The organism is Streptococcus mitis B6 (assembly GCF_000027165.1).
GTDB classification, from domain to species: Bacteria; Bacillota; Bacilli; order Lactobacillales; family Streptococcaceae; genus Streptococcus; species Streptococcus mitis_AR.
Map to the genome: position 1 here is coordinate 874439 of NC_013853.1, position 24831 is coordinate 899269.

23 protein-coding genes, 1 pseudogene and 1 other annotated feature are annotated in these 24831 nt (G+C 40.3%); of the genes and pseudogenes, 20 read left to right on the forward strand and 4 right to left on the reverse strand.

Annotation, left to right across the window (positions count from 1 at the left end; translation table 11 throughout):
• The first annotated feature begins 40 nt into the window (after positions 1-40).
• Entirely contained in the window at positions 41-1150 is a 1110-nt protein-coding gene (locus SMI_RS04650; protein ID WP_000488875.1) for an AI-2E family transporter, read from the forward strand.
• Positions 1151-1355: 205 nt separating this feature from the next.
• Positions 1356-2552 (forward strand): elongation factor Tu, encoded by a 1197-nt coding sequence (gene tuf / locus SMI_RS04655; RefSeq protein WP_001040725.1) that lies wholly within the window; start codon positions 1356-1358, stop codon positions 2550-2552.
• A 254-nt stretch (positions 2553-2806) separates the two neighbouring features.
• On the opposite strand, the gene SMI_RS04660 is transcribed toward tuf, so the two are convergent.
• The 3 genes from SMI_RS04660 to SMI_RS04670 form a co-directional block, all read right to left on the reverse strand.
• Positions 2807-3889, reverse strand: coding sequence for a DEAD/DEAH box helicase (locus tag SMI_RS04660; RefSeq protein ID WP_000850560.1), 1083 nt, complete (start codon positions 3887-3889; stop codon positions 2807-2809).
• On the reverse strand, positions 3886-4863 hold the full coding sequence (locus SMI_RS04665; protein WP_000915878.1) for a Gfo/Idh/MocA family protein: 978 nt from the start codon (positions 4861-4863) through the stop codon (positions 3886-3888). Before SMI_RS04665 ends, SMI_RS04660 begins: the two co-directional genes overlap by 4 nt.
• Positions 4864-5276: 413 nt before the next feature.
• Positions 5277-6443 carry an IS30-like element ISSmi1 family transposase gene (locus tag SMI_RS04670; RefSeq protein ID WP_000163006.1) on the reverse strand — a complete coding sequence of 389 codons (1167 nt, stop codon included), beginning with the start codon at positions 6441-6443 and terminating at the stop codon, positions 5277-5279.
• 191 nt (positions 6444-6634) lie between these two features.
• Positions 6635-6722: a sequence feature (ribosomal protein L21 leader region), on the forward strand.
• 36 nt (positions 6723-6758) lie between these two features.
• Here SMI_RS04670 and rplU point away from each other — a divergent pair.
• The 3 genes from rplU to rpmA are packed head-to-tail and all read left to right on the forward strand — an operon-like array spanning position 6759 to position 7743.
• The gene (gene rplU / locus SMI_RS04675; RefSeq protein WP_000109141.1) at positions 6759-7073 is read left to right on the forward strand and encodes a 50S ribosomal protein L21; all 315 of its coding nucleotides are present in this window, start codon (positions 6759-6761) and stop codon (positions 7071-7073) included.
• A 15-nt stretch (positions 7074-7088) separates the two neighbouring features.
• Positions 7089-7433 carry a ribosomal-processing cysteine protease Prp gene (locus SMI_RS04680; protein ID WP_000613699.1) on the forward strand — a complete coding sequence of 115 codons (345 nt, stop codon included), beginning with the start codon at positions 7089-7091 and terminating at the stop codon, positions 7431-7433.
• A gap of 16 nt (positions 7434-7449) precedes the next feature.
• Entirely contained in the window at positions 7450-7743 is a 294-nt protein-coding gene (gene rpmA / locus SMI_RS04685) for a 50S ribosomal protein L27 (RefSeq protein ID WP_000916509.1), read from the forward strand.
• 420 nt (positions 7744-8163) lie between these two features.
• On the opposite strand, the gene SMI_RS04690 is transcribed toward rpmA, so the two are convergent.
• The gene (locus SMI_RS04690) at positions 8164-9330 is read right to left on the reverse strand and encodes an IS30-like element ISSmi1 family transposase (RefSeq protein WP_000163002.1); all 1167 of its coding nucleotides are present in this window, start codon (positions 9328-9330) and stop codon (positions 8164-8166) included.
• A gap of 199 nt (positions 9331-9529) precedes the next feature.
• On the opposite strand from SMI_RS04690, the gene SMI_RS04695 reads away from it, so the two are divergent.
• The 15 genes and pseudogenes from SMI_RS04695 (at position 9530) to dcm (ending at position 24825) form a co-directional block, all read left to right on the forward strand.
• Positions 9530-10438, forward strand: coding sequence for a LysR family transcriptional regulator (locus SMI_RS04695; RefSeq protein ID WP_001025693.1), 909 nt, complete (start codon positions 9530-9532; stop codon positions 10436-10438).
• Positions 10435-10896 carry a signal peptidase II gene (lspA, locus tag SMI_RS04700; protein ID WP_000745687.1) on the forward strand — a complete coding sequence of 154 codons (462 nt, stop codon included), beginning with the start codon at positions 10435-10437 and terminating at the stop codon, positions 10894-10896. Before SMI_RS04695 ends, lspA begins: the two co-directional genes overlap by 4 nt.
• On the forward strand, positions 10886-11773 hold the full coding sequence (locus SMI_RS04705; protein ID WP_000403233.1) for an RluA family pseudouridine synthase: 888 nt from the start codon (positions 10886-10888) through the stop codon (positions 11771-11773). The genes lspA and SMI_RS04705 overlap by 11 nt, the downstream gene beginning before the upstream one ends.
• Before the next feature lie 111 nt (positions 11774-11884).
• Positions 11885-12952: pseudogene (locus SMI_RS04710) on the forward strand (MBL fold metallo-hydrolase); the annotation flags it as partial.
• A gap of 5 nt (positions 12953-12957) precedes the next feature.
• The gene (gene cbpE, locus SMI_RS04715) at positions 12958-14841 is read left to right on the forward strand and encodes a phosphorylcholine esterase CbpE (protein WP_000727870.1); all 1884 of its coding nucleotides are present in this window, start codon (positions 12958-12960) and stop codon (positions 14839-14841) included.
• A 100-nt stretch (positions 14842-14941) separates the two neighbouring features.
• Entirely contained in the window at positions 14942-16051 is a 1110-nt protein-coding gene (gene proB, locus SMI_RS04720) for a glutamate 5-kinase (RefSeq protein ID WP_000875720.1), read from the forward strand.
• Positions 16052-16060: 9 nt separating this feature from the next.
• Positions 16061-17323 carry a glutamate-5-semialdehyde dehydrogenase gene (locus SMI_RS04725; protein WP_000255283.1) on the forward strand — a complete coding sequence of 421 codons (1263 nt, stop codon included), beginning with the start codon at positions 16061-16063 and terminating at the stop codon, positions 17321-17323.
• Between the two features lie 3 nt (positions 17324-17326).
• The gene (gene proC / locus SMI_RS04730) at positions 17327-18124 is read left to right on the forward strand and encodes a pyrroline-5-carboxylate reductase (RefSeq protein ID WP_000689692.1); all 798 of its coding nucleotides are present in this window, start codon (positions 17327-17329) and stop codon (positions 18122-18124) included.
• A 229-nt stretch (positions 18125-18353) separates the two neighbouring features.
• Positions 18354-18992, forward strand: coding sequence for a dTMP kinase (tmk, locus tag SMI_RS04735; protein WP_000033358.1), 639 nt, complete (start codon positions 18354-18356; stop codon positions 18990-18992).
• A complete protein-coding gene (locus tag SMI_RS04740) occupies positions 18989-19879 on the forward strand; it encodes a DNA polymerase III subunit delta' (protein ID WP_000806711.1) in 891 nt (296 codons plus the stop codon). The genes tmk and SMI_RS04740 overlap by 4 nt, the downstream gene beginning before the upstream one ends.
• Before the next feature lie 39 nt (positions 19880-19918).
• Positions 19919-20236, forward strand: coding sequence for a DNA replication initiation control protein YabA (gene yabA / locus SMI_RS04745; RefSeq protein WP_000358228.1), 318 nt, complete (start codon positions 19919-19921; stop codon positions 20234-20236).
• Between the two features lie 2 nt (positions 20237-20238).
• Positions 20239-21108, forward strand: a complete 870-nt coding sequence (rsmI, locus tag SMI_RS04750) for a 16S rRNA (cytidine(1402)-2'-O)-methyltransferase (RefSeq protein WP_001166903.1) — start codon at positions 20239-20241, stop codon at positions 21106-21108.
• A gap of 221 nt (positions 21109-21329) precedes the next feature.
• Complete coding sequence (locus SMI_RS04755) at positions 21330-22385, forward strand: DNA cytosine methyltransferase (protein WP_000760485.1); 1056 nt, start codon at positions 21330-21332, stop codon at positions 22383-22385.
• Positions 22386-22387: 2 nt separating this feature from the next.
• Positions 22388-23788: a protein NO VEIN domain-containing protein gene (locus tag SMI_RS04760; protein WP_000285316.1), complete on the forward strand. Its 1401-nt coding sequence runs from the start codon at positions 22388-22390 to the stop codon at positions 23786-23788.
• On the forward strand, positions 23785-24825 hold the full coding sequence (gene dcm, locus SMI_RS04765; protein ID WP_000734158.1) for a DNA (cytosine-5-)-methyltransferase: 1041 nt from the start codon (positions 23785-23787) through the stop codon (positions 24823-24825). The genes SMI_RS04760 and dcm overlap by 4 nt, the downstream gene beginning before the upstream one ends.
• Positions 24826-24831 lie beyond the last annotated feature (6 nt).

Genomic DNA, 24831 nt, shown 5'->3' on the forward strand with positions numbered 1-24831 from the left:
TTTTTGAAAGTATGGTAAAATAGATGAATGGAGGTAGCTCATGTTTCGTAAGAATAAATTATTTTTTTGGACCAGTGAGATTTTATTATTAACAATCATTTTTTATCTATGGAGAGAGATGGGGGCGATTATCACGCCTTTTGTAAGCGTAGCGAACACCATCATGATTCCATTTTTATTGGGTGGTTTTTTATACTATTTGACCAATCCTATTGTGAATTTTTTACAAAAGTATTTCAAAATTAATCGTATCATTGGTATTCTATTAACCTTGTGTGCCTTGGTCTGGGGCCTTGTTATTGGGGTAGTCTATTTCTTACCGATTTTGATTAATCAGTTGACCAGCTTGATTGCGACTAGCCAGACTATCTATAGTCGTTTACAAGATTTGATTGTGGATTTATCGACTTATCCAGCCTTTCAAAATTTAGATATTCAAGCGACTATTCAACAGTTAAACCTATCCTATGTAGATATTTTACAAAATATCCTAAATAGCGTTACCAATAGTGTCGGAAGTGTCCTATCTGCTCTCTTTAGTACCGTTTTGATTATTATCATGACCCCTGTGTTTTTGGTTTATTTTTTGTTAGATGGTCACAAATTTTTACCGATGCTTGAGCGCACTGTTTTAAAGAGAGATAAGTTGCATATTGCAGGTCTCTTAAAGAATTTGAATGCGACAATTGCTCGATATATTAGTGGAGTCGCAATTGATGCGATTATTATCGGTTGTTTGGCCTTTATCGGATATAGCGTGATTGGTTTGAAATACGCTTTGGTCTTTGCCATCTTTTCAGGATTGGCCAATCTCATTCCTTATGTGGGACCAAGTATTGGTTTGATTCCTATGATCATCGCAAATATATTCACTGATCCCCATAGAATGCTGATTGCAGTGATTTATATGCTCGTTGTTCAGCAGGTAGATGGTAATATCTTATATCCTCGAATCGTAGGAAGTGTTATGAAGGTTCATCCAATCACGATTTTAGTGTTACTTTTGTTATCAAGCAATATCTATGGGGTCATTGGCATGATTGTCGCAGTACCAACCTATTCTATCTTAAAAGAGATTTCTAAGTTCTTATCTCGCTTGTATGAAAATCATAAAATAATGAAAGAAAGAGAAAGACAATTAGCTAAGTAAAAGTCAGGAATTCCTGATTTTTCTTTTTATTTAGCCAAGTGATAGGAGTGGGAGTGTCGTTTAGATTAGTAGATTAAGAATAATTCACAAAAACTTTGTAAAACACTTGCAATTTAGCTGAAATTTGATAAAATAGTAAGGAAAGTTAGACTGTATTGCCTACTGTCTATCTATAAAATATATTTTATTGGAGGCTTTTACTCAAATGGCAAAAGAAAAATACGATCGTAGTAAACCACACGTTAACATTGGTACTATCGGACACGTTGACCACGGTAAAACTACCCTAACTGCAGCTATCACAACTGTTTTGGCACGTCGCTTGCCTTCATCAGTTAACCAACCTAAAGACTATGCGTCTATCGATGCTGCTCCAGAAGAACGCGAACGCGGTATCACTATCAACACTGCGCACGTTGAGTACGAAACTGAAAAACGTCACTACGCTCACATCGACGCTCCAGGACACGCGGACTACGTTAAAAACATGATCACTGGTGCCGCTCAAATGGACGGTGCTATCCTTGTAGTAGCTTCAACTGACGGACCAATGCCACAAACTCGTGAGCACATCCTTCTTTCACGTCAGGTTGGTGTTAAACACCTTATCGTCTTCATGAACAAAGTTGACTTGGTTGACGACGAAGAATTGCTTGAATTGGTTGAAATGGAAATCCGTGACCTATTGTCAGAATATGACTTCCCAGGTGACGATCTTCCAGTTATCCAAGGTTCAGCTCTTAAAGCCCTTGAAGGTGACACTAAATACGAAGACATCGTTATGGAATTGATGAACACAGTTGATGAGTACATCCCAGAACCAGAACGTGACACTGACAAACCATTGCTTCTTCCAGTCGAAGACGTATTCTCAATCACTGGACGTGGTACAGTTGCTTCAGGACGTATCGACCGTGGTATCGTTAAAGTCAACGACGAAATCGAAATCGTTGGTATCAAAGAAGAAACTCAAAAAGCAGTTGTTACTGGTGTTGAAATGTTCCGTAAACAACTTGACGAAGGTCTTGCCGGAGATAACGTAGGTGTCCTTCTTCGTGGTATTCAACGTGACGAAATCGAACGTGGACAAGTTATCGCTAAACCAGGTTCAATCAACCCACACACTAAATTCAAAGGTGAAGTTTACATCCTTACTAAAGAAGAAGGTGGACGTCACACTCCATTCTTCAACAACTACCGTCCACAATTCTACTTCCGTACTACTGACGTTACAGGTTCAATCGAACTTCCAGCAGGTACTGAAATGGTAATGCCTGGTGATAACGTGACAATCGACGTTGAGTTGATCCACCCAATCGCCGTAGAACAAGGTACTACATTCTCTATCCGTGAAGGTGGACGTACTGTTGGTTCAGGTATGGTTACAGAAATCGAAGCTTAATTCGATTTAGTTCCCAGAAGAACAATTATTTAAGTCAGACACTAAAAGAATCTTGCTTTGCAAGGTTCTTTTTTCTGATATTGAACTAATACTCTTTGAAAATCAAATTCAACCCACGTCAGCGTCACCTTGCCGTACTCAAGTACAGCCTGCGGATAGCTTCCTAGTTTGCTCTTTGATTTTCATTGAGTATAAAATTGAAGAATGGTAAACAAAAAAGCTCTATACACCTGATGTGCATAGAGCAATGGGGATTATTTGATATAGAGTTCTTGATTTTTTAGGACAATTTCACGTACACTCGCAAATTTCTTGAGTTTTTTAAGTTCTTCTGGATGGGTTACGAGAGTGATAACATAACCTTCCTTGCCCATACGGCCAGTACGCCCAGCACGGTGAGTGTAAGTTTCGATATCTCTAGGAACATCAAAGTTTACGACGCATTCTAGGCTATCGATATCAATTCCACGAGCCAAAAGGTCAGTTGCAAGGAGTAGGGTTAGTTGCCTATCTTTAAACTTTTCTAAGATGACTTTTCTAAATTTGACATTAACATCACTAGCGAGGGAAACAGCCAAGATATCACGATACTGTAATTTTTCTTCTACACTTCCAAGGTCTGACAGGCTGTTAAAGAAGACTAGTCCGCGGAAATCCTCAACATGAGCCAGTTTTCGTAGCAGATCAATTCGGTGACGTTGATCTACCTGCATGTAGAAGTGCTGGATGTTGTCCAATTTTTGGTCAGAGAGATCAATGGTACGTGTATTAGGCGAAATCTTTTCTTGGTCAAACTTGGTTGTCGCACTCATATAGACGAGTTGGTGGTCACGCGGTGCGTAGTGAGTGATTTTCTCGACAAAGTGAATCTGAGAATCATCTAGCAATTGGTCAAATTCATCCAGGATGATGGTTTCCACATTCATCATCTTGATTTTTTTCAATTTAATTAGTTCAAAGATACGGCCAGGGGTTCCAATCAGAATTTCTGGTCCTTTCTTTAGGCGTTCAATCTGGCGTTTCTGACTCGAACCTGATAAGAAGAGTTGGGCAGTTAAGCCGATAGCTTCTGACCACGTTTTACATACATCAAAAATCTGTCCAGCAAGTTCCGTGTTTGGTGCTAGAATCAAGAGTTGTTGGGCTTTTTTCTTTTGTAGTCTGAGAAGACTTGGTAGGAGATAAGCTAGGGTCTTGCCAGTTCCTGTTGGACTGACTCCTAGGAGGTTTTCTCCAGCAAGAAGAGGATCAAATAGTTGGGTTTGAATGGGGGTGAATTCTTGGAAACCGAGTTGGTCACTCAGTTCTTGCCATTCAGTCGGTAGTTTAGTTTTCATTTTTCTGCCTCAAATCTAATGCCAGCAGTCTGGCGCATAGTATATAGTAGCTCATGAACTGAACTTGCATCTTCCAGCCAAGTTTGGTAGAGATTCAGATCTGGTTGCTGGATCATGTGTGCAAATGCACCGACTTCCTCAGTCATCGTATGAGGAGCCTGTTGGATAGGGAGTTGGATTTGATTGCCTTGATGGTCGGTAAAAATAGCTGAGCTGACATGTTCGATGGTGTTGAGGGTCAAGGTACCATCTGTCGTATAAATCTCGCAAGGGAGATTGGAAGTGATGTTTTTTCCAGCCTTGATATGAACTTGAAAGTCTGGGTAGAAGAGGATACCATCACCATTTAGGTCAATGCTATTGTCAAGCTGTTGAGCTTGATAAGTCGCGTCCTGAGACTTTCCAAAGAGACGAACGGTAGCGTAGAGGGGATAAATCCCCAAATCCATAAGAGCTCCACCAGCAAAACGGTCTGAGAAGACATTTGGTGTCTCCCCAGTCAACAAGTTAGGCATTTTGGAAGAATACTTGGCATAGTTGAAATCTGCTCCCAAAATTTGTTTGTCTGCTAGAAAGTTTTTGATGATAGTGAAAGCTTTTTCATGGTAATTGCGAGCTGCTTCGAAGATAAAACAGTGATTTTTCTCAGCTGTATGTCTCAAATCTACCCATTCTTGTGGCTGAGTGACAGCTGGCTTTTCAAGAATAACATGTTTACCAGCAGACAAGGCAGCCCTTGCCTGAGCAAAATGCAAGGAGTTTGGACTGGCAATATAGACCACATCAAAGGAGTTCTTGAAGAAGTCCTCTACTTGATCAAAGAGTTGAATACTCTGATAGCGAGAAGCAAAGGTTGCCGCAGTTTCTAGTTTTCTAGAATAGACTGCGACCAGCTGGTATTTTCCACTAGCATGGGCTGCTTCTATGAAGTGGTGGCTGATAGCCCCTGTTCCGATGACACCTAATTTAAGCATAGTTACTCCTTTTCCGATTTCAAATCCTTCTTTCATTATAACATAGATAGACGGGACTATCCAACAGAGGGGAACTTCTAAAACTAACTTCCAGTTTTGGGAGAGAGATGGAAGTTACTTTGAGAAGTTACGAGTAAAAGAAAAGGTAACTTCTAAAACTAACTTCCAGTTTCCCACAACCTAGCTTTTAGTATGAGAAAAATGCGTGAAATCAGTGGAAATCCGTCTTAGACTAACTTCCACTGGTTTTCTTTTTCTTGATATATAAGGGTTCAAAAGCGAAAAGACTCAGAAAAAAGTGCACGACAAATAGCCCTAAAACAGAGTCGTCTTAGAGTAAATTCCAGTTGCTAGCGTTTAGTGTGAGACTTTTCGATGGTGATAAGATGTGTAGTTAGAGGGGAAAATTCCCTTTATTTCAATAAATCAGGTGATAAGTGTGTGTCTTCTGGTTTGACAAATTGGCAACCCAGAAGAGCAGCGATGTCCTCGCCAAAGGTGAAGGTGAAGACGTCGTAAGCAGATTTTCCTTGAAACTCTTCTCGTTTCAAGGAATTGACATGGGAAATGACTAGATTGACGTCTTTCTGAGTCAGTTGGTCAAAGGAAGTGCCCTTGGGAAGAATGGCTCGCAAAACCGTATGGTTCTTCTCAATCCGCCCCTTCTGGTCAGGACGGCTAGGGTCGCAGAAGTAGAGGTGAGACTTCCCATCAATGTCTCGCTCAAGCTCCTCCACATAGGCGAACTCAGATCCGTTGTCTGTGAGAATGACAGGGAACAGCTGATGGAACGCATACCCTCCGTCCATGACTCTTTCTTTCAAAGCTGCGAATTTAGTGGCGACTTCCAGAGCAGTCTTGTTGTCCAAAAGCAAGGCGAAGAGGAAATTACAGAAGGAAACGTTGAAGGTGAGCAGTAGCTTTCCACCAGGTCTGCCGATGACCGTGTCCATTTCCAACCATTTGAAGAAATCATCAGTTTCTCGTAACTCTTGGAAATCTTGATAGGTCCGCCCAATTTTCAGCTCTTTGGGAATAGCTACTTTTCTGGATTTTCTGCGTTCCTTGAACGTGACCATCCGAGGGAAATCAATGGGCTTGGCTGTCAGATAGCCCAGCTTGGCATGCCGATACACCGTAGCTTTCGACACAGGTAGGTTATGTGTCTGAATGATATGGTAGATGCTTTGTTTCTTCTGGATGCCTTGGGTTAAGATCTTGTCCATCTGATAAAAACTTTCCTTGTTTAGGGGAATGCCCTGTCTGGATTCCCTCAACATAGTCTCGTACTGCTCCTGTGCCTTTTTCGCGTAGTAAAGATAGCGGTTAAACCCACAATCCGTCCTCTTTTTTGGACAGTTGTTACAGACATAAGGAGCTTTTTTGAGAAGAGGGCAATCCGTGCAATCAGATTTGACGGATGTTGGATGCATGATGCGATTGCGCTTGATTTCCTTTGAAATCGTTGACGGGTCTTTCCCCATCTTCTCAGCGATGGAACGGAAAGTCTCCTGTTGGCTGATTCCAGTTTGGATGTCAATACGGTCTTCTAGAGTGAGATGTTTTTGTTTTTTCGTCATGAGGTACCTCCTCACGAAAAGTCTCAGACTTAATTCTAGCATAATTCATCGTCTGAGACTAACTTCCAGTTTTGGGAGAGAGATGGAAGTTACTTTGAGAAGTTACGGAGTAAAAGAAAAAGCTTCATTTTAGGTGTTATTACTTGTAAGAAAATAGGAGATATGCTATACTTGAAGAGTTGACTATGCACGATCCTGTGCAACCGCACGAACATCGTTGCTTGATTATTCAAGTTTAAGTGGTTCGTCCCACGATGCTAGGCGAGTCTTCACAAAAAAATCGGGGAAACCCATAAAAATCATAGGAGGTGCATAATGAGCACATACGCAATTATCAAAACTGGCGGAAAACAAGTTAAAGTTGAAGTTGGTCAAGCAGTTTACGTTGAAAAATTGAACGTTGAAGCTGGTCAAGAAGTTACTTTTAACGAAGTTGTTCTTGTTGGTGGTGAAAACACTGTTGTCGGAACTCCACTTGTTGCTGGAGCTACTGTAGTTGGAACTGTTGAAAAACAAGGAAAACAAAAGAAAGTTGTTACTTACAAGTACAAACCTAAAAAAGGTAGCCACCGTAAACAAGGTCACCGTCAACCATATACTAAAGTTGTCATCAACGCAATCAACGCTTAATTTTAAGGAGAACACATGATACAGGCAGTCTTTGAGAGAGCCGAAGATGGCGAGCTGAGGAGTGCGGAAATTACTGGACACGCCGAGAGTGGCGAATACGGCTTAGATGTCGTGTGTGCATCGGTTTCTACGCTTGCCATTAACTTTATCAATTCTATTGAGAAATTTGCAGGCTATGAACCAATCCTAGAATTAAACGAAGATGAAGGTGGTTATCTGATGGTTGAAATTCCAAAAGATCTTCCTTCACACCAGAGAGAAATGACCCAGTTATTTTTTGAATCATTTTTCTTAGGTATGGCAAACTTATCGGAGAACTCTTCTGAGTTCGTCCAAACCAGAGTTATCACAGAAAACTAACACGGAGGAAAACATTATGTTAAAAATGACTCTTAACAACTTGCAACTTTTCGCCCACAAAAAAGGTGGAGGTTCTACATCAAACGGACGTGATTCACAAGCGAAACGTCTTGGAGCTAAAGCAGCTGACGGACAAACCGTAACAGGTGGATCAATCCTTTACCGTCAACGTGGTACACATATCTACCCAGGTGTAAACGTTGGACGTGGTGGAGACGATACTTTGTTCGCTAAAGTTGAAGGCGTAGTACGCTTTGAACGTAAAGGACGCGATAAAAAACAAGTTTCTGTTTACCCAATCGCTAAATAAAAAGGTCCAGTGAACCTTTTTATCCCGAGCCTTGAAATATAAAGGCGAGGAAGCTAGCAGTAGCATTAAATAAGGCTTTCCGAGTTTTCGGAGAGCCTCTTTTTTTGTTTTGATACCCATGATTTTTTCGTTCTTAGTGTAGATGAATTTTGGTAACTTCTAAAACTAACTTCCAGTTTCCCACAACCTAGCTTTTAGTATGAGAAAAATGCGTGAAATCAGTGGAAATCCGTCTTAGACTAACTTCCACTGGTTTTCTTTTTCTTGATATATAAGGGTTCAAAAGCGAAAAGACTCAGAAAAAAGTGCACGACAAATAGCCCTAAAACAGAGTCGTCTTAGAGTAAATTCCAGTTGCTAGCGTTTAGTGTGAGACTTTTCGATGGTGATAAGATGTGTAGTTAGAGGGGAAAATTCCCTTTATTTCAATAAATCAGGTGATAAGTGTGTGTCTTCTGGTTTGACAAATTGGCAACCCAGAAGAGCAGCGATGTCCTCGCCAAAGGTGAAGGTGAAGACGTCGTAAGCAGATTTTCCTTGAAACTCTTCTCGTTTCAAGGAATTGACATGGGAAATGACTAGATTGACGTCTTTCTGAGTCAGTTGGTCAAAGGAAGTGCCCTTGGGAAGAATGGCTCGCAAAACCGTATGGTTCTTCTCAATCCGCCCCTTCTGGTCAGGACGGCTAGGGTCGCAGAAGTAGAGGTGAGACTTCCCATCAATGTCTCGCTCAAGCTCCTCCACATAGGCGAACTCAGATCCGTTGTCTGTGAGAATGACAGGGAACAGCTGATGGAACGCATACCCTCCGTCCATGACTCTTTCTTTCAAAGCTGCGAATTTAGTGGCGACTTCCAGAGCAGTCTTGTTGTCCAAAAGCAAGGCGAAGAGGAAATTACAGAAGGAAACGTTGAAGGTGAGCAGTAGCTTTCCACCAGGTCTGCCGATGACCGTGTCCATTTCCAACCATTTGAAGAAATCATCAGTTTCTCGTAACTCTTGGAAATCTTGATAGGTCCGCCCAATTTTCAGCTCTTTGGGAATAGCTACTTTTCTGGATTTTCTGCGTTCCTTGAACGTGACCATCCGAGGGAAATCAATGGGCTTGGCTGTCAGATAGCCCAGCTTGGCATGCCGATACACCGTAGCTTTCGACACAGGTAGGTTATGTGTCTGAATGATATGGTAGATGCTTTGTTTCTTCTGGATGCCTAGGGTTAAGATCTTGTCCATCTGATAAAAACTTTCCTTGTTTAGGGGAATGCCCTGTCTGGATTCCCTCAACATAGTCTCGTAATGCTCCTGTGCCTTTTTCGCGTAGTAAAGATAGCGGTTAAACCCACAATCCGTCCTCTTTTTTGGACAGTTGTTACAGACATAAGGAGCTTTTTTGAGAAGAGGGCAATCCGTGCAATCAGATTTGACGGATGTTGGATGCATGATGCGATTGCGCTTGATTTCCTTTGAAATCGTTGACGGGTCTTTCCCCATCTTCTCAGCGATGGAACGGAAAGTCTCCTGTTGGCTGATTCCAGTTTGGATGTCAATACGGTCTTCTAGAGTGAGATGTTTTTGTTTTTTCGTCATGAGGTACCTCCTCACGAAAAGTCTCAGACTTAATTCTAGCATAATTCATCGTCTGAGACTAACTTCCAGTTTTGGGAGAGAGATGGAAGTTACTTTGAGAAGTTACGGTAGATGAATTTTATGAGTGACATTATTTTTCTTCGATGGAAAACTTCAAAAATATGGTATAATGAAAAGATAAAGAAGTTGGGGGTAGAAGATGAACATTCAACAATTACGCTATGTTGTTGCCATTGCCAATAGTGGTACTTTCCGTGAAGCTGCTGAAAAGATGTATGTTAGTCAGCCGAGTCTGTCCATTTCTGTTCGTGATTTGGAAAAAGAGTTGGGTTTTAAGATTTTTCGTCGGACCAGCTCAGGAACTTTCTTGACTCGTCGTGGTATGGAATTTTATGAAAAAGCGCAAGAATTGGTCAAGGGATTTGATATTTTTCAAAATCAGTATGCCAATCCTGAGGAAGAAAAAGATGAATTTTCCATTGCTAGTCAACACTATGACTTCTTGCCACCAACTATTACGGCCTTTTCAGAGCGCTATCCTGACTATAAGAACTTCCGTATTTTTGAATCAACTACAGTTCAAATACTTGATGAAGTAGCTCAGGGGCACAGTGAGATTGGGATTATCTACCTCAACAATCAAAATAAAAAGGGGATTATGCAACGGGTTGAAAAGCTAGGTCTGGAGGTCATTGAATTGATTCCCTTCCATACTCACATTTATCTCCGCGAGGGACATCCTTTAGCCCAGAAAGAGGAACTGGTCATGGAAGATTTAGCGGATCTACCAACGGTTCGTTTCACTCAAGAGAAAGATGAGTACCTTTATTATTCAGAGAACTTTGTCGATACCAGCGCTAGCTCACAGATGTTCAATGTGACAGACCGTGCTACCTTGAATGGTATTTTGGAGCGGACGGACGCTTATGCGACAGGTTCTGGATTTTTGGATAGTGACAGTGTTAATGGGATTACAGTCATTCGTCTCAAGGATAACCTAGATAATCGCATGGTCTATGTTAAACGTGAAGAAGTGGAGCTTAGTCAAGCTGGGACTCTCTTCGTAGAAGTCATGCAAGAATATTTTGATCAGAAGAGGAAATCATGAAAAAAAGAGGAATAGTGGCAGTCATTGTACTGCTTTTGATTGGGCTTGATCAGTTGGTTAAATCCTATATCGTCCAGCAGATTCCACTGGGGGAAGTGCGCTCTTGGATTCCCAATTTTGTTAGCTTGACCTACCTGCAAAATCGAGGGGCAGCCTTTTCTATCTTACAAAATCAGCAGTTGTTATTCGCTATCATTACTCTGCTTGTCGTGGTAGGTGCCATTTGGTATCTACATAAACACATGGAGGATTCACTCTGGATGGTCTTGGGTTTGACTTTGATTATCGCAGGTGGTCTTGGGAACTTTATTGACAGGATCAGTCAGGGCTTTGTTGTGGATATGTTTCACTTGGACTTTATCAATTTTGCAATTTTCAATGTGGCGGATAGCTATCTGACTGTTGGAGTGATTATTTTATTGATTGCAATGCTAAAAGAGGAAATAAATGGAAATTAAAATTGAAACTGGTAGCCTGCGTTTGGATAAGGCTTTGTCGGATTTGACAGAATTATCACGTAGTCTCGCGAATGAACAAATCAAATCAGGCCAGGTCTTGGTCAATGGCCAAGTCAAGAAAGCTAAGTACACGGTCCAAGAGGGCGATGTCGTCACTTATCATGTGCCAGAGCCAGAGGTTTTAGAGTATGTAGCTGAGAATATTCCGCTAGAAATCATCTACCAAGATGAGGACGTGGCCGTCGTTAACAAACCTCAGGGGATGGTTGTGCACCCGAGTGCTGGTCATACCAGTGGGACCTTAGTAAATGCCCTTATGTATCATATTAAGGACTTGTCGGGTATCAATGGGGTTCTGCGTCCGGGAATTGTTCACCGTATTGATAAGGATACGTCAGGTCTTCTTATGATTGCTAAAAATGATGAGGCGCATCTAGCACTTGCCCAAGATCTCAAGGATAAAAAGTCTCTTCGTAAATATTGGGCGATTGTTCATGGAAATCTGCCCAATGATCGCGGTGTCATTGAAGCACCGATTGGCCGTAGTGAAAAAGACCGTAAGAAACAGGCTGTAACTGCTAAAGGGAAGCCTGCAGTGACCCGTTTCCACGTCTTGGAACGCTTTGGTGATTATAGCTTAGTAGAGTTGCAGCTGGAGACAGGCCGCACCCATCAAATCCGTGTTCACATGGCTTATATTGGTCATCCTGTTGCAGGAGATGAGGTATATGGTCCTCGTAAGACTTTAAAAGGACATGGCCAATTTCTCCATGCCAAGACGCTAGGATTTACTCATCCGAGAACAGGTGAGACCTTGGAATTTACAGCAGATATCCCAGAGATATTTAAGGAAACCTTAGAGAGATTGAGGAAGTAAGAATGAAGTGTAAAAAGAAGTCCAGTATAATTATGGTAACTGCAATCTTAATTATAATATATATATATATATATATATAATGGGTTAACGCTAGAAAAATATTTTGGCTTTTCCAGTAATAAAATACATTTTGTTAATGTACTGACTGCAGGAAGTGATGCTATTATTTTGGAAAGTAATGGTCATTTTGCCATGATTGATGTAGGAGAAGATTATGATTTTCCTGATGGTAGTAATCCTAAATATCCTTTGAGACCAGGAATCGGTACTTCTTATAAGCATGTAATGACAGATAGAGTATTCCGTCATTTGAAGGAATTGGGTGTCCGAAAACTTGATTTTATTTTGGTGACCCATACCCACAGTGACCATATTGGAAATATGGATGAAATATTAGATAAATACCCTGTTGATCGTATTTATATGAAAAGATATGATGATAGTCGTATAACTGATAAAAATCGTTTGTGGGATAATCTCTACGGATATGATAATGCGATTAAAGCTGCAAATCGTAATGGGGTGAAATTAATTCAAGATATATCGGCAGATGAATCTCATTTTCAGTTTGGAGACATGGATATTCAGCTCTATAATTATGAAAATGAATATGATGAGAATGGAAATCTTAAACCTGTTTGGGACGATAATTCCAATTCCTTGATTAGTGTAGTCAAAGTCAATGGCAAGAAAATTTACCTTGGGGGCGACTTAGATAATGTCCATGGAGCAGAAGACAAGTATGGTCCTCTTATTGGAAAAGTTGATTTGATGAAGTTTAATCATCATAAGGATACCGAAAAATCAAATACAAAAAACTTTATATTAAATCTATCTCCAGAAATCATAGTGCAGACAAGTGATGCTGTTCCAGGTTTTTATGATAGTCCTATTGTAGACAACCCTGAATATATAGCATGGTTAGATAGTTTAGGGATAAAGCGAATAAATGCAGCTAGTACAGAATATGATGCAACTGTTTTTGATATTAGACAAAATGGCATAGTTGATATAAGTAGACAATATAAAAAAATACCATCGTTTGTTTCGGGATGGCATCAGAAATCTAATGGCGATTGGTGGTACCAAGCACCAGATTCTACAGGAAATTATTCTATCGGTTGGAACGAAATTGATGGAAAAAGATATTATTTTAATCAAAAAGGAATTCTAATAGAGCAATAATGAAAAAGAAATTGATTAGTTTAGCACTTGCAGGCGCTTTTTTAGGCTTGTCATGGTATGGAAATGTTCAAGCTCAAGAAAGTTCAGGAAATAAAATCCACTTTATCAATGTTCAAGAAGGTGGCAGTGATGCGATTATTCTTGAAAGCAATGGACATTTTGCTATGGTGGATACAGGAGAAGATTATGATTTCCCAGATGGAAGTGATTCTCGTTATCCATGGAGAGAAGGAATTGAAACGTCTTATAAGCATGTTCTAACAGACCGTGTCTTTCGTCATTTGAAGGAATTGGGTGTCCAAAAACTTGATTTTATTTTGGTAACCCATACTCACAGTGACCATATTGGAAATGTTGATGAATTACTGTCTACCTATCCAGTTGACCGAGTCTATCTTAAGAAATATAGTGATAATCGTATTACTAATTCTGAACGTCTATGGGATAATCTGTATGGCTATGATAAGGTTTTACAGACTGCTGCAGAAAAAGGTGTTTCAGTTATTCAAAATATCACACAAGGGGAGGCTCATTTTCAGTTTGGAGACATGGATATTCAGCTATATAATTATGAAAATGAAACAGATTCGTCGGGTGAATTAAAGAAAATTTGGGATGACAATTCCAATTCCTTGATTAGTGTAGTGAAAGTCAATGGCAAGAAAATTTACCTTGGGGGCGACTTAGATAATGTTCATGGAGCGGAAGACAAGTATGGTCCTCTAATTGGAAAAGTTGATTTAATGAAGTTTAATCATCACTATGATACCAATAAATCAAACACCAAGGACTTTATTAAAAATTTGAGTCCGAGTTTGATTGTTCAAACTTCGGATAGTCTACCTTGGAAAAATGGTGTCGATAGTGAGTATGTCAATTGGCTCAAAGAACGAGGAATTGAGAGAATCAACGCAGCCAGCAAAGACTATGATGCAACAGTTTTTGATATTCGACAAGATGGTTTTGTCAATATTTCAACTTCCTACAAGCATATTCCAAATTTTCAAGCTGGTTGGCATAAGAGTGCTTATGGCAATTGGTGGTATCAAGCGCCTGACTCTACAGGAGAATATGCAGTTGGTTGGAATGAAATCAAGGGTGAATGGTATTACTTCAACCAAACGGGTATCTTGTTACAGAATCAATGGAAAAAATGGAACAATCGTTGGTTCTATTTGACAGACTCTGGTGCATCTGCTAAAAATTGGAAGAAAATCAATGGAAGCTGGTATTATTTCAACAAAGAAAATCAGATGGAGACTGGTTGGTTTAATACTGGCGGTCAGACCTATTATTTATCAAATGATGGGGATATGATAACAGGATGGCGTAAGATTGATGGACAATGGTACTATTTTGCCCAATCAGGAGAAATGAAAACGGGCTGGGTAAAAGATAAAGAAACCTGGTACTATATGGATTCTACTGGTATTATGAAGACAGGTGAAATAGAAGTTGCAGGCCAACATTACTATCTGGAAGATTCAGGAGCTATGAAGCAAGGCTGGCTTAAAAAGGCAAATGATTGGTATTTCTACAAGACAGACGGTTCACGAGCTGTGGGTTGGATCAAAGACAGGGATAAATGGTACTTCTTGAAAGAAAATGGTCAATTACTTGTGAACGGTAAGACACCAGAAGGCTATACTGTTGATTCAAGTGGTGCCTGGTTAGTGGATGTTCCAGTAGAGAAATCTGCTACAATTAAAACTACAAGTAATTCAGAAATAAAAGAATCTAAAGAAGTAGTGAAAAAGGATCTTGAAAATAAAGAAACGAGTCAACACGAAAGTATTACAAGTTCTTCAACTAGTCAAGATTTGACTTCCTCAACTTCACAAAGCTCTGAGACGACTGCAAACAAATCGGAATCAGCACAGTAGTAAAAAAGAAGGTTTTAGGGCCTTCTTTTTCCTATCAACTCTTTTCTATTTCCTGCCATTCATGTTATAATGGATAAATATGAAGAATCGGAGTGAGACTATGAAATACAAACGGATTGTCTTTAAGGTGGGGACTTCTTCTCTGACGAATGAGGATGGAAGTTTATCACGTAGTAAGGTAAAGGCTATTACCCAGCAGTTGGCGATGTTGCACGAGGCTGGTCATGAGTTGATTTTGGTGTCGTCAGGTGCCATTGCTGCAGGTTTTGGGGCCTTAGGATTTAAAAAGCGTCCGACTAAGATTGCTGATAAACAGGCTTCAGCAGCGGTAGGGCAGGGGCTTTTGTTGGAAGAATACACGACCAATCTTCTCTTGCGCCAAATCGTTTCTGCACAAATCTTGCTGACCCAGGATGATTTTGTGGATAAGCGTCGTTATAAAAATGCCCATCAGGCTTTGTCAGTTCTACTTAGCCGTGGAGCGATTCCTATCATCAATGAGAATGACAGTGTCGTCATTGATGAGCTCAAGGTCGGGGACAATGACACTCTAAGTGCTCAGGTAGCAGCTATGGTCCAAGCAGACCTTTTGGTCCTCTTGACAGATGTGGACGGTCTTTATACTGGAAATCCTAATTCAGACCCAAGAGCCAAACGCTTGGAGCGAATCGAGACCATCAATCGTGAGATTATTGATATGGCCGGTGGAGCAGGTTCGTCTAATGGTACAGGTGGCATGTTAACCAAAATCAAAGCTGCAACTATCGCGACGGAATCAGGAGTTCCTGTTTATATCTGCTCATCCTTGAAGTCAGATGCCATGATTGAGGCAGCTGAGGAGACCAAGGATGGTTCCTACTTTGTTGCTCAAGAGAAGGGACTTCGTACCCAGAAACAATGGCTGGCCTTTTATGCTCAGAGTCAAGGTTCTATTTGGGTTGATAAAGGGGCTGCAGAAGCCCTCTCCCAACATGGAAAGAGTCTTCTTTTATCTGGTATTGTTGACGCAGAAGGAGCATTTTCTTACGGTGATATCGTGACAGTATTTGACAAGGAAAGTGGAAAATCACTTGGAAAAGGACGCGTGCAATTTGGGGCATCTGCTTTGAAGGATATGTTGCGTTCTCAAAAAGCCAAGGGTGTCTTGATTCACCGTGATGACTGGATTTCCATTACTCCTGAAATCCAACTACTCTTTACAGAATTTTAGAGGTAAACTATGGTAAGTACACAAGAACAATTTGAACAGGTACAGGCTGTTAAAAAATCGATCAACACAGCTAGTGAAGAGGTGAAAAACCAAGCCTTGTTAGCCATGGCTAATCACTTATTAGTAGCTACTGAGGAGATTTTAGCGGCCAATGCCCTCGATATGGAAGAGGCCAAGGGTAAAATCTCAGATGTGATGCTGGATCGTCTTTATTTGGATGCAGGGCGTATAGAAGCAATGGCAACTGGGATTCGTGAAGTGGTTGCTTTACCAGATCCAATCGGTGAAGTTTTAGAAACAAGTCATCTTGAAAATGGTTTGGTTATCACCAAAAAACGTGTGGCTATAGGTGTTATCGGTATTATCTATGAAAGCCGTCCAAATGTGACGTCTGATGCGGCTGCTTTAGCTCTTAAAAGTGGAAATGCGGTTGTTCTTCGTAGTGGGAAGGATGCCTATCAGACAGCCCATGCCATTGTCACAGCCTTGAAGAAGGGCTTGGAAACGACTACTATTCACCCAGATGTGATTCAACTGGTGGAAGATACCAGCCGAGAAAGCAGTTATGCTATGATGAAGGCAAAGGGCTATCTAGATCTTCTCATTCCTCGTGGAGGAGCTGGTTTGATCAATGCAGTGGTTGAGAATGCTATTGTACCTGTTATCGAGACTGGGACTGGGATTGTCCATGTTTATGTGGATAAGGATGCAGATGAAGACAAGGCTCTGTCTATCATCAACAATGCCAAAACCAGTCGTCCTTCTGTATGTAATGCCATGGAGGTATTGCTAGTTCATGAAGACAAGGCAGCAAGCTTCCTTCCTCTCTTGGAGCAAGTGCTGGTTGAGAATCGAAAAGAAGCTGGGTTGGAACCAATTCAATTCCGCTTGGATGAAAAAGCAAGTCAGTTTGTTTCAGGTCAAGCAGCTGAGGCTCAAGACTTTGACACTGAGTTTTTAGACTATGTCCTAGCTGTTAAGGTTGTGAGCAGTTTAGAAGAAGCGGTTGAGCATATTGAAGCCCACAGTACCCATCATTCGGACGCAATTGTGACGGAAAAGGCTGAAGCTGCAGCTTACTTTACAGATCAAGTGGACTCAGCAGCGGTTTATGTTAATGCCTCAACTCGTTTCACAGATGGGGGACAATTTGGTCTTGGTTGTGAAATGGGGATTTCTACTCAGAAACTGCACGCGCGTGGACCCATGGGCTTGAAAGAGTTGACTAGCTACAAGTATGTGGTTAATGGTGACGGACAGATAAGGGAGTAAGAGATGAAGATTGGATTTATCGGCTTGGGGAATATGGGTGCTAGCTTGGCCAAGTCTGTCTTGCAGGCTAGACCGTCAGATGAGATTCTCCTTGCCAATCGTAGTCAAGCTAAGGTGGATGCTTTCATTGCAGACTTTGGTGGTCAGGCTTCTAGTAATGAAGAAATATTCGCAGAAGCAGATGTGATTTTTCTAGGAGTGAAGCCTGCTCAATTTTCTGAACTGCTTTCTCAATACCAGACCATTCTTGAAAAACGAGAGAGTCTTCTTTTGATTTCGATGGCAGCTGGATTGACCTTGGAAAAACTCGCTAGTCTTCTTCCAAGTCAGCACAGAATTATTCGTATGATGCCCAATACCCCTGCTTCTATCGGACAAGGAGTGATTAGTTATGCCTTGTCTTCTAATTGCAGGGCTGAGGACAGTGAGCTATTTTGTCAGCTTTTAACCAAGGCTGGCCTCTTGGTTGAACTTGGGGAAGGCTTAATCGACGCGGCGACAGGTCTTGCAGGCTGTGGGCCTGCCTTTGTCTATCTTTTTATAGAGGCCTTGGCAGATGCAGGTGTTCAGACTGGATTGCCACGAGAAATAGCACTGAAAATGGCAGCTCAAACCGTGGTAGGAGCTGGGAAATTGGTCCTAGAAAGCCAAGAGCATCCTGGGGTCTTGAAAGACCAAGTTTGTAGCCCAGGCGGTTCGACTATCGCTGGTGTAGCAAGCCTAGAAGCGCATGCTTTTCGAGGAACGGTCATGGATGCAGTTGGTCAAGCCTACAAACGAACACAAGAACTAGGTAAATAAGAGGTGGATTTGTCTGCCTCTTTTATGGTGGTTGATACTCTTCGAAAATCTCTTCAAACTGCGTCAGCTTCCATCTGCAACCTCAAAACAGTGTTTTGAGCAACCTGCGGCAAGCTTCTTAGTTTGCTCTTTGATTTTCATTGAGTATTAAATGAGAAGACAAAAAAGATTGTCACAAACCTCTATTTTTTTGATAGAATAGAAGTAGTAAAAAAGAAATGAGTTAGACATGTCAAAAGGATTTTTAGTCTCTCTTGAGGGACCAGAAGGAGCAGGAAAGACCAGTGTTTTAGAGGCTCTGCTACCAATTTTAGAGGAAAAAGGGGTAGAGGTGCTGACGACCCGTGAACCAGGCGGAGTCTTGATTGGGGAGAAGATTCGGGAAGTAATTTTGGATCCAAGTCATACTCAGATGGATGCGAAGACAGAACTTCTTCTCTATATCGCCAGTCGCAGACAGCACTTGGTGGAAAAAGTTCTTCCAGCACTTGAAGCTGGCAAGTTGGTCATTATGGACCGCTTCATCGATAGTTCTCTTGCCTATCAGGGATTTGGTCGTGGCTTGGATATTGACGCCATTGACTGGCTCAATCACTTTGCGACAGACGGCCTTAAACCCGATTTGACACTCTATTTTGACATCGAGGTGGAAGAAGGACTGGCTCGCATTGCTGCTAATAGTGACCGCGAGGTCAATCGTTTGGACTTAGAAGGTTTGGATTTGCATAAAAAAGTTCGTCAAGGTTATCTTTCTCTCCTGGAAAAAGAAGGAAATCGTATTGTCAAGATTGATGCTAGTTTTCCTTTGGAGCAAGTTGTGGAAACTACCAAGGCTGTCTTGTTTGACAGAATGGGCTTGACAAGATGAAACAAGATCAACTAAAGGCTTGGCAACCAGCCCAGTTTGACCGCTTTGTCCGTATCTTGGAGCAAGACCAGCTCAATCACGCCTACCTTTTTTCAGGTTTCTTTGGAAGCTTGGAAATGGCTCAATTTTTGGCTAAGAGCCTCTTTTGTACGGATAAGGTAGGTGTGTTGCCATGTGAGAAATGCCGAAATTGCAAGCTGATTGAACAGGAAGAGTTTCCAGATGTCACCTTGATTAAGCCAGTTAATCAGGTCATTAAGACAGAACGCATTCGGGAATTGGTGGGGCAGTTTTCCCAAGCAGGGATTGAAAGTCAGCAACAGGTCTTTATTATCGATCAGGCGGAAAAAATGCATCCTAACGCAGCTAATTCTCTGCTCAAGGTCATCGAAGAACCCCAGAGTGAAGTTTACATTTTCTTCTTGACCAGTGATGAGGAGAAGATGTTACCTACAATCCGAAGTCGGACGCAAATTTTTCACTTTAAAAAACAAGAAGAGAAGCTCATCTTGCTCTTAGAACAAATGGGACTGGTTAAGAAAAAAGCGACTCTCCTAGCTCAGTTTAGTCAATCGCGAGCTGAGGCAGAAAAGTTGGCACATCAGGCAAGTTTTTGGACCTTGGTCGATGAAAGTGAACGCCTGCTGACTTGGTTAGTAGCTAAGAAAAAAGAAAGTTATCTGCAGGTTGCTAAATTAGCCAACTTAGCAGATGACAAGGAAAAACAAGATCAGGTTTTACGGATTTTTGAAGTCCTCTGTGGGCAGGACCTCCTGCAAGCAAGAGTAAGAGTGATTCTACAAGATTTGCTAGAAGCTAGAAAAATGTGGCAAGCCAATGTCAGCTTTCAAAATGCCATGGAATATCTGGTCTTGAAAGAAATATAAACTCAAAAATGAATGATAAAGAAAGGAAAGGGCTGTTTTATGGACAAAAAAGAATTATTTGACGCGCTAGATGATTTTTCCCAACAGTTACTAGTTACCTTGGCCGATGTGGAAGCCATCAAGAAAAATCTCAAGAGCCTGGTAGAGGAAAATACAGCTCTTCGCTTGGAAAATAGTAAGTTGCGCGAACGCTTGGGTGAGGTGGAAGCAGATGCTCCTGTCAAGGCCAAGCATGTTCGCGAAAGTGTCCGTCGCATTTACCGGGATGGTTTTCACGTATGTAATGATTTTTATGGACAACGTCGGGAGCAGGATGAGGAATGTATGTTCTGTGACGAGTTGTTGTACAGGGAGTAGGCATGCAGATTCAAAAAAGTTTTAAGGGGCAGTCTTCCTACGGGAAGCTGTACCTAGTAGCAACGCCGATTGGCAATCTAGATGATATGACATTTCGAGCTATTCAGACCTTGAAAGAAGTGGACTGGATTGCAGCTGAGGATACGCGCAATACAGGTCTTTTGCTCAAGCATTTCGACATTCAGACAAAGCAGATCAGTTTTCATGAGCATAATGCTAAGGAAAAAATTCCTGATTTGATTGGTTTCCTGAAAGCAGGGCAAAGTATTGCTCAGGTTTCTGATGCGGGTCTGCCTAGCATCTCAGACCCTGGTCATGATTTAGTTAAGGCAGCCATTGAGGAAGAAATTGCGGTTGTGACTGTTCCAGGTGCCTCTGCAGGAATTTCTGCCTTGATTGCCAGTGGTTTAGCTCCACAGCCACATATCTTTTACGGCTTTTTACCGAGAAAATCAGGCCAGCAAAAGCAATTTTTTGAAGCCAAAAAAGACTATCCTGAAACACAAATTTTCTATGAATCTCCTTATCGTGTGGCGGATACGTTAGAAAATATGCTAGAAGTCTACGGTGATCGCTCAGTCGTCTTGGTTAGAGAATTGACAAAGATTTACGAAGAATACCAAAGAGGTACAATTTCTGAATTGCTGGAAAGCATCTCTGAAACGCCACTCAAGGGCGAATGCCTTCTCATTGTTGAAGGTGCCAGTCAGGATGTGGAAGAAAAAGACGAGGAAGACTTGTTCTTAGAAATCCAAGCTCGTATCCAGCAAGGTATGAAGAAAAATCAAGCCATTAAGGAAGTAGCTAAGTTTTACCAGTGGAATAAAAGTCAACTCTACGCTGCCTATCACGACTGGGAAGAACAACAATAAAGGGAGACAGGATTTAATAATTCTGTCTGTTTCTGTTTAACTTAATTAGTGATGATAATATTCGGAGTCTAAATCATAGAATTGATTGAGTAGTGAATAAATAAAAACAATGTTCATTCAGTTTACGTTGAATATATATATATAATGTACTCTATTAGAATTATTTTTAAGTACGCAGTATGGTATAATTATATATGAGAAAATAGTGTGGAGTTTATCAGTTGAAAAAATATAACATTGTAGATTTATTTTCAGGAGCAGGTGGTCTATCTTATGGATTCGAGATGGCTGGATTTAATGTTCTATTAGGAATTGATAATGACGAAAAAGCCTTAGAAACCTTTCAAAAAAATCATCAGAATTCAGAAATATTATGTGGAGATATTGCGAATATATCTTATGAGGAAGATATAAAACCAATAATTGGAGAACAAAAAATTGACATAATTGTAGGTGGTCCCCCTTGTCAGGGGATGTCGCTTTCTGGACCTAGAAAATTTGATGATCCAAGGAACAAACTTTATTTGTCTTATATTCGATTGGTTCGAGAAATACAGCCAACTGCTTTTGTCATTGAAAATGTGATTGGGATTGTTAGTTTGTTTAAAGGGCAAATAAAAGATACTATCATAGAAGAATTTTCGAAAATGGGTTATAAGGTTCAGTTTAAAGTGTTGCTGGCCTCTGACTATGGAGTTCCTCAAAATAGAAAACGTGTTATTTTTGTGGGGACGAGGAATGATGAATTTGAATATCCTGAAGCATTGGGAACAATCATTACAACAGAGATGGCAATTTCTGATTTACCAACATTAGAAAATGAACTTGGCGAGATAGAAATGTCTTATGTTTCAGAACCACAAAATGACTATCAAAAACTAATGCGAAAACGTTCAAACGTGGTTTTGAACCACGTTGCAGCCAAGCATTCAGAAAAAGTGATAAGTACAATTGCCCTTGTCCCTGACGGTGGAAATTATAAAAATCTCCCAGAGGAATTACGAGAAACAAGAAAATTTAATGTCGCTTGGACACGATTTGCTAGTTGGAAGCCAGCTCCTACGATTGATACGGGGCATAGACATCATTTCCACTATAAGTATAATCGTGTGCCAACAGTGAGGGAATCTGCTCGTCTACAATCTTTTCCAGATGATTTTATCTTTTACGGAAGTAAAACACAGCAATTTAGACAAGTTGGTAATGCTGTTCCTCCTTTAATGGCTCAGCAGATTGCAAACAATTTACTGAAATATTTAAAAAATAACGAAGAATAACTATGTATCAAGTTCCAGAGAAATATTATTTTAGACTACATCACCCAAGACCTCGTTTTAAAAATGATGTCGAAAATGTACTTGTTTATATGGCAACGAATATTTCTTATTTGGGAATATTGCCTAAAAAGGAATTTAGTCAGCAACTAAATGACATTATCAAACAATATGCAGGAAATGCAGATAAAACAGAGAAAACAATCAATAACTGGCGAACAGAGATTTCTTCTTTGTTTGGAATGATGATTGAGAAAGAGGGCTTTGTCTATTCAGGAAATAGGGCTAAGGAATTGACTGAAGACCAAGACCTTATTCGCTTTTTTAAAACCTTTTTGTATAATTTTGAATATCCTGGTGGGCATCTAAAAGATAACGAGATTGTTAAACTTTGTCAAATCGGAGTTCAGTTTAAGCCAGCTCAGTATCTACTGGAACTATTTACAGAAGCCTCACAAGCTGAAGAAAAAACTATTTACCTCACCGATGAAGAAGTCGCCCATTGTATCTTTAATGATTTGAGATGTACTCGTGATAGAGAGCCTGTTTTGGAAATATGGAATCGTATCAAAGAGAATAGAGCGTCTAAAGTAGCTTACGATACTAAAGGAGATGTTATTCGATATGCCAAAGATATTTTAGATTACATGGTTATAGCGAGTTTACTAACTGTTCAAGGTGGTAGGTATAAAATAAATTCTATGGAAGAGCAAGCAATAAATGACTTTTTGCAATCAGATGCTACCTTTGATGGCTATGCTCAATTTATTGGAAATGCTTCTACAACAATTGAAGATGTTCGAAATTTTAGAAGTGCTTGGTTCGAATATGTTAATCGTGATTTAGGAGATATTGATTTTAGGACAAACTTTAATCTCTACCTTCCAAGTGATATTGATTTTACTGAAGAGAAAACAGATATTATCGGACATCTAACTGAACACATCGAATACAGCGAGAAAATCTCTACCGCTGTTGTAGGGAGTTCGGGAGAAGCTATTGTTATCAATCATGAAAAACAAAAATTACGAGAACATGGGCAAGAACAGTTGCTCCATCTGGTGAATTTTATTCCAACACAGTTTGGTGTCGGCTACGATGTTCAATCTTTTGAGTGTGATGATTCTGAGCTGAGAAAGTATATTGAAGTCAAAACAACTGTCAGCAATGCTTCTATTACTTTTAATTCGTTTCATATCACACCGAACGAATGGCGAACTGCTAAATCTGTGCGTGATAGATACTATATTTATCGTTTGCAGATTTCTAAACATAGCAAAAAATTGTTTATTATCAAGAATTTGTATGAGTTAGTCAAAAATGAGAAGATGCTTCTGATTGAGAGAAAAGATGGATATGATGTCCGTTTTTCATCGTCAGTTGGCTTTGAGGAGAATTTAATTTGAAGAAACTAAAAATTGCCTCTCTTTTTAGTGGAGGAGGTGGAACGGATATTGGTTTTGCTGGTGGATTTGATTTTTTAGGTAAACATTATGCCGATAATCAAATTGAGATTGTCTATGCAAATGATATTGAAGACAGTGCCAATAAAATGTTTGAAAAGAATTTTGGTGTTACTCCAGACAATCGAAATATCCGAGAAATAAAATCAGATGAAATCCCATCTTTCGATATTTTAACGGGAGGTTTTCCTTGTCAATCATTTTCTGTTAGTGCTCAAAATCCGAAACGCTTAGGAATAAAAGACGAAAAAGGGACATTGTTTTTTGAGATGGTGCGAGTGTTAAAAGCTCATCAACCAAAAGCATTTTTTGCCGAAAATGTTAAGGGAATTTTGTCTGCAAACAATAAAGAAGCCTTTCCTCTAATTATTGAAGAGTTCGAAAAAGCTGGTTATAATGTTTCTTATAAACTTTGCGTAGCCACCAAATACGGCGTTCCGCAAAAGAGAGAGCGAGTGTTTATTGTTGGTATTCGAAAGGATTTGAATTTTACTTTTGAATTTCCTGAAGAGCCTATTCAAAATGTAGAAGATTATACACCACTAAAAGTAATTCTTCAGCAAGATATTGATGAAAAGTATTATTTTAGCGAGAGGGCTGTGCAAGGAATGCTAAATAGTAAATCTGGCAAAAAAATGAATAAAGGACGAGCACAAGACATTGAACAGCCTAGTAATACGGTTAGTTCTCATTTAGCAAAAGTATCCTTAAATAGCACTGACCCTGTTTTGTTAGAAAATGGACGTTACCGTCGCTATACTCCAAGAGAGGTTGCACGTATTCAGTCGTTTCCAGAAAACTATGAATTGCTTGGTTCAGAAGGTGCTCAATATAGAATGCTGGGGAATGCTATTCCACCAGTAATGATGTGGTATATTGCTGAAAAGTTAGTGTCAGATTTACGAAATAGTGATGTAATTGCAAAGCAACAGAAACTCGAAGAAAGTTTTGGTCAACTGGATTTGTTTGAAGCGAGTTGATGTTTT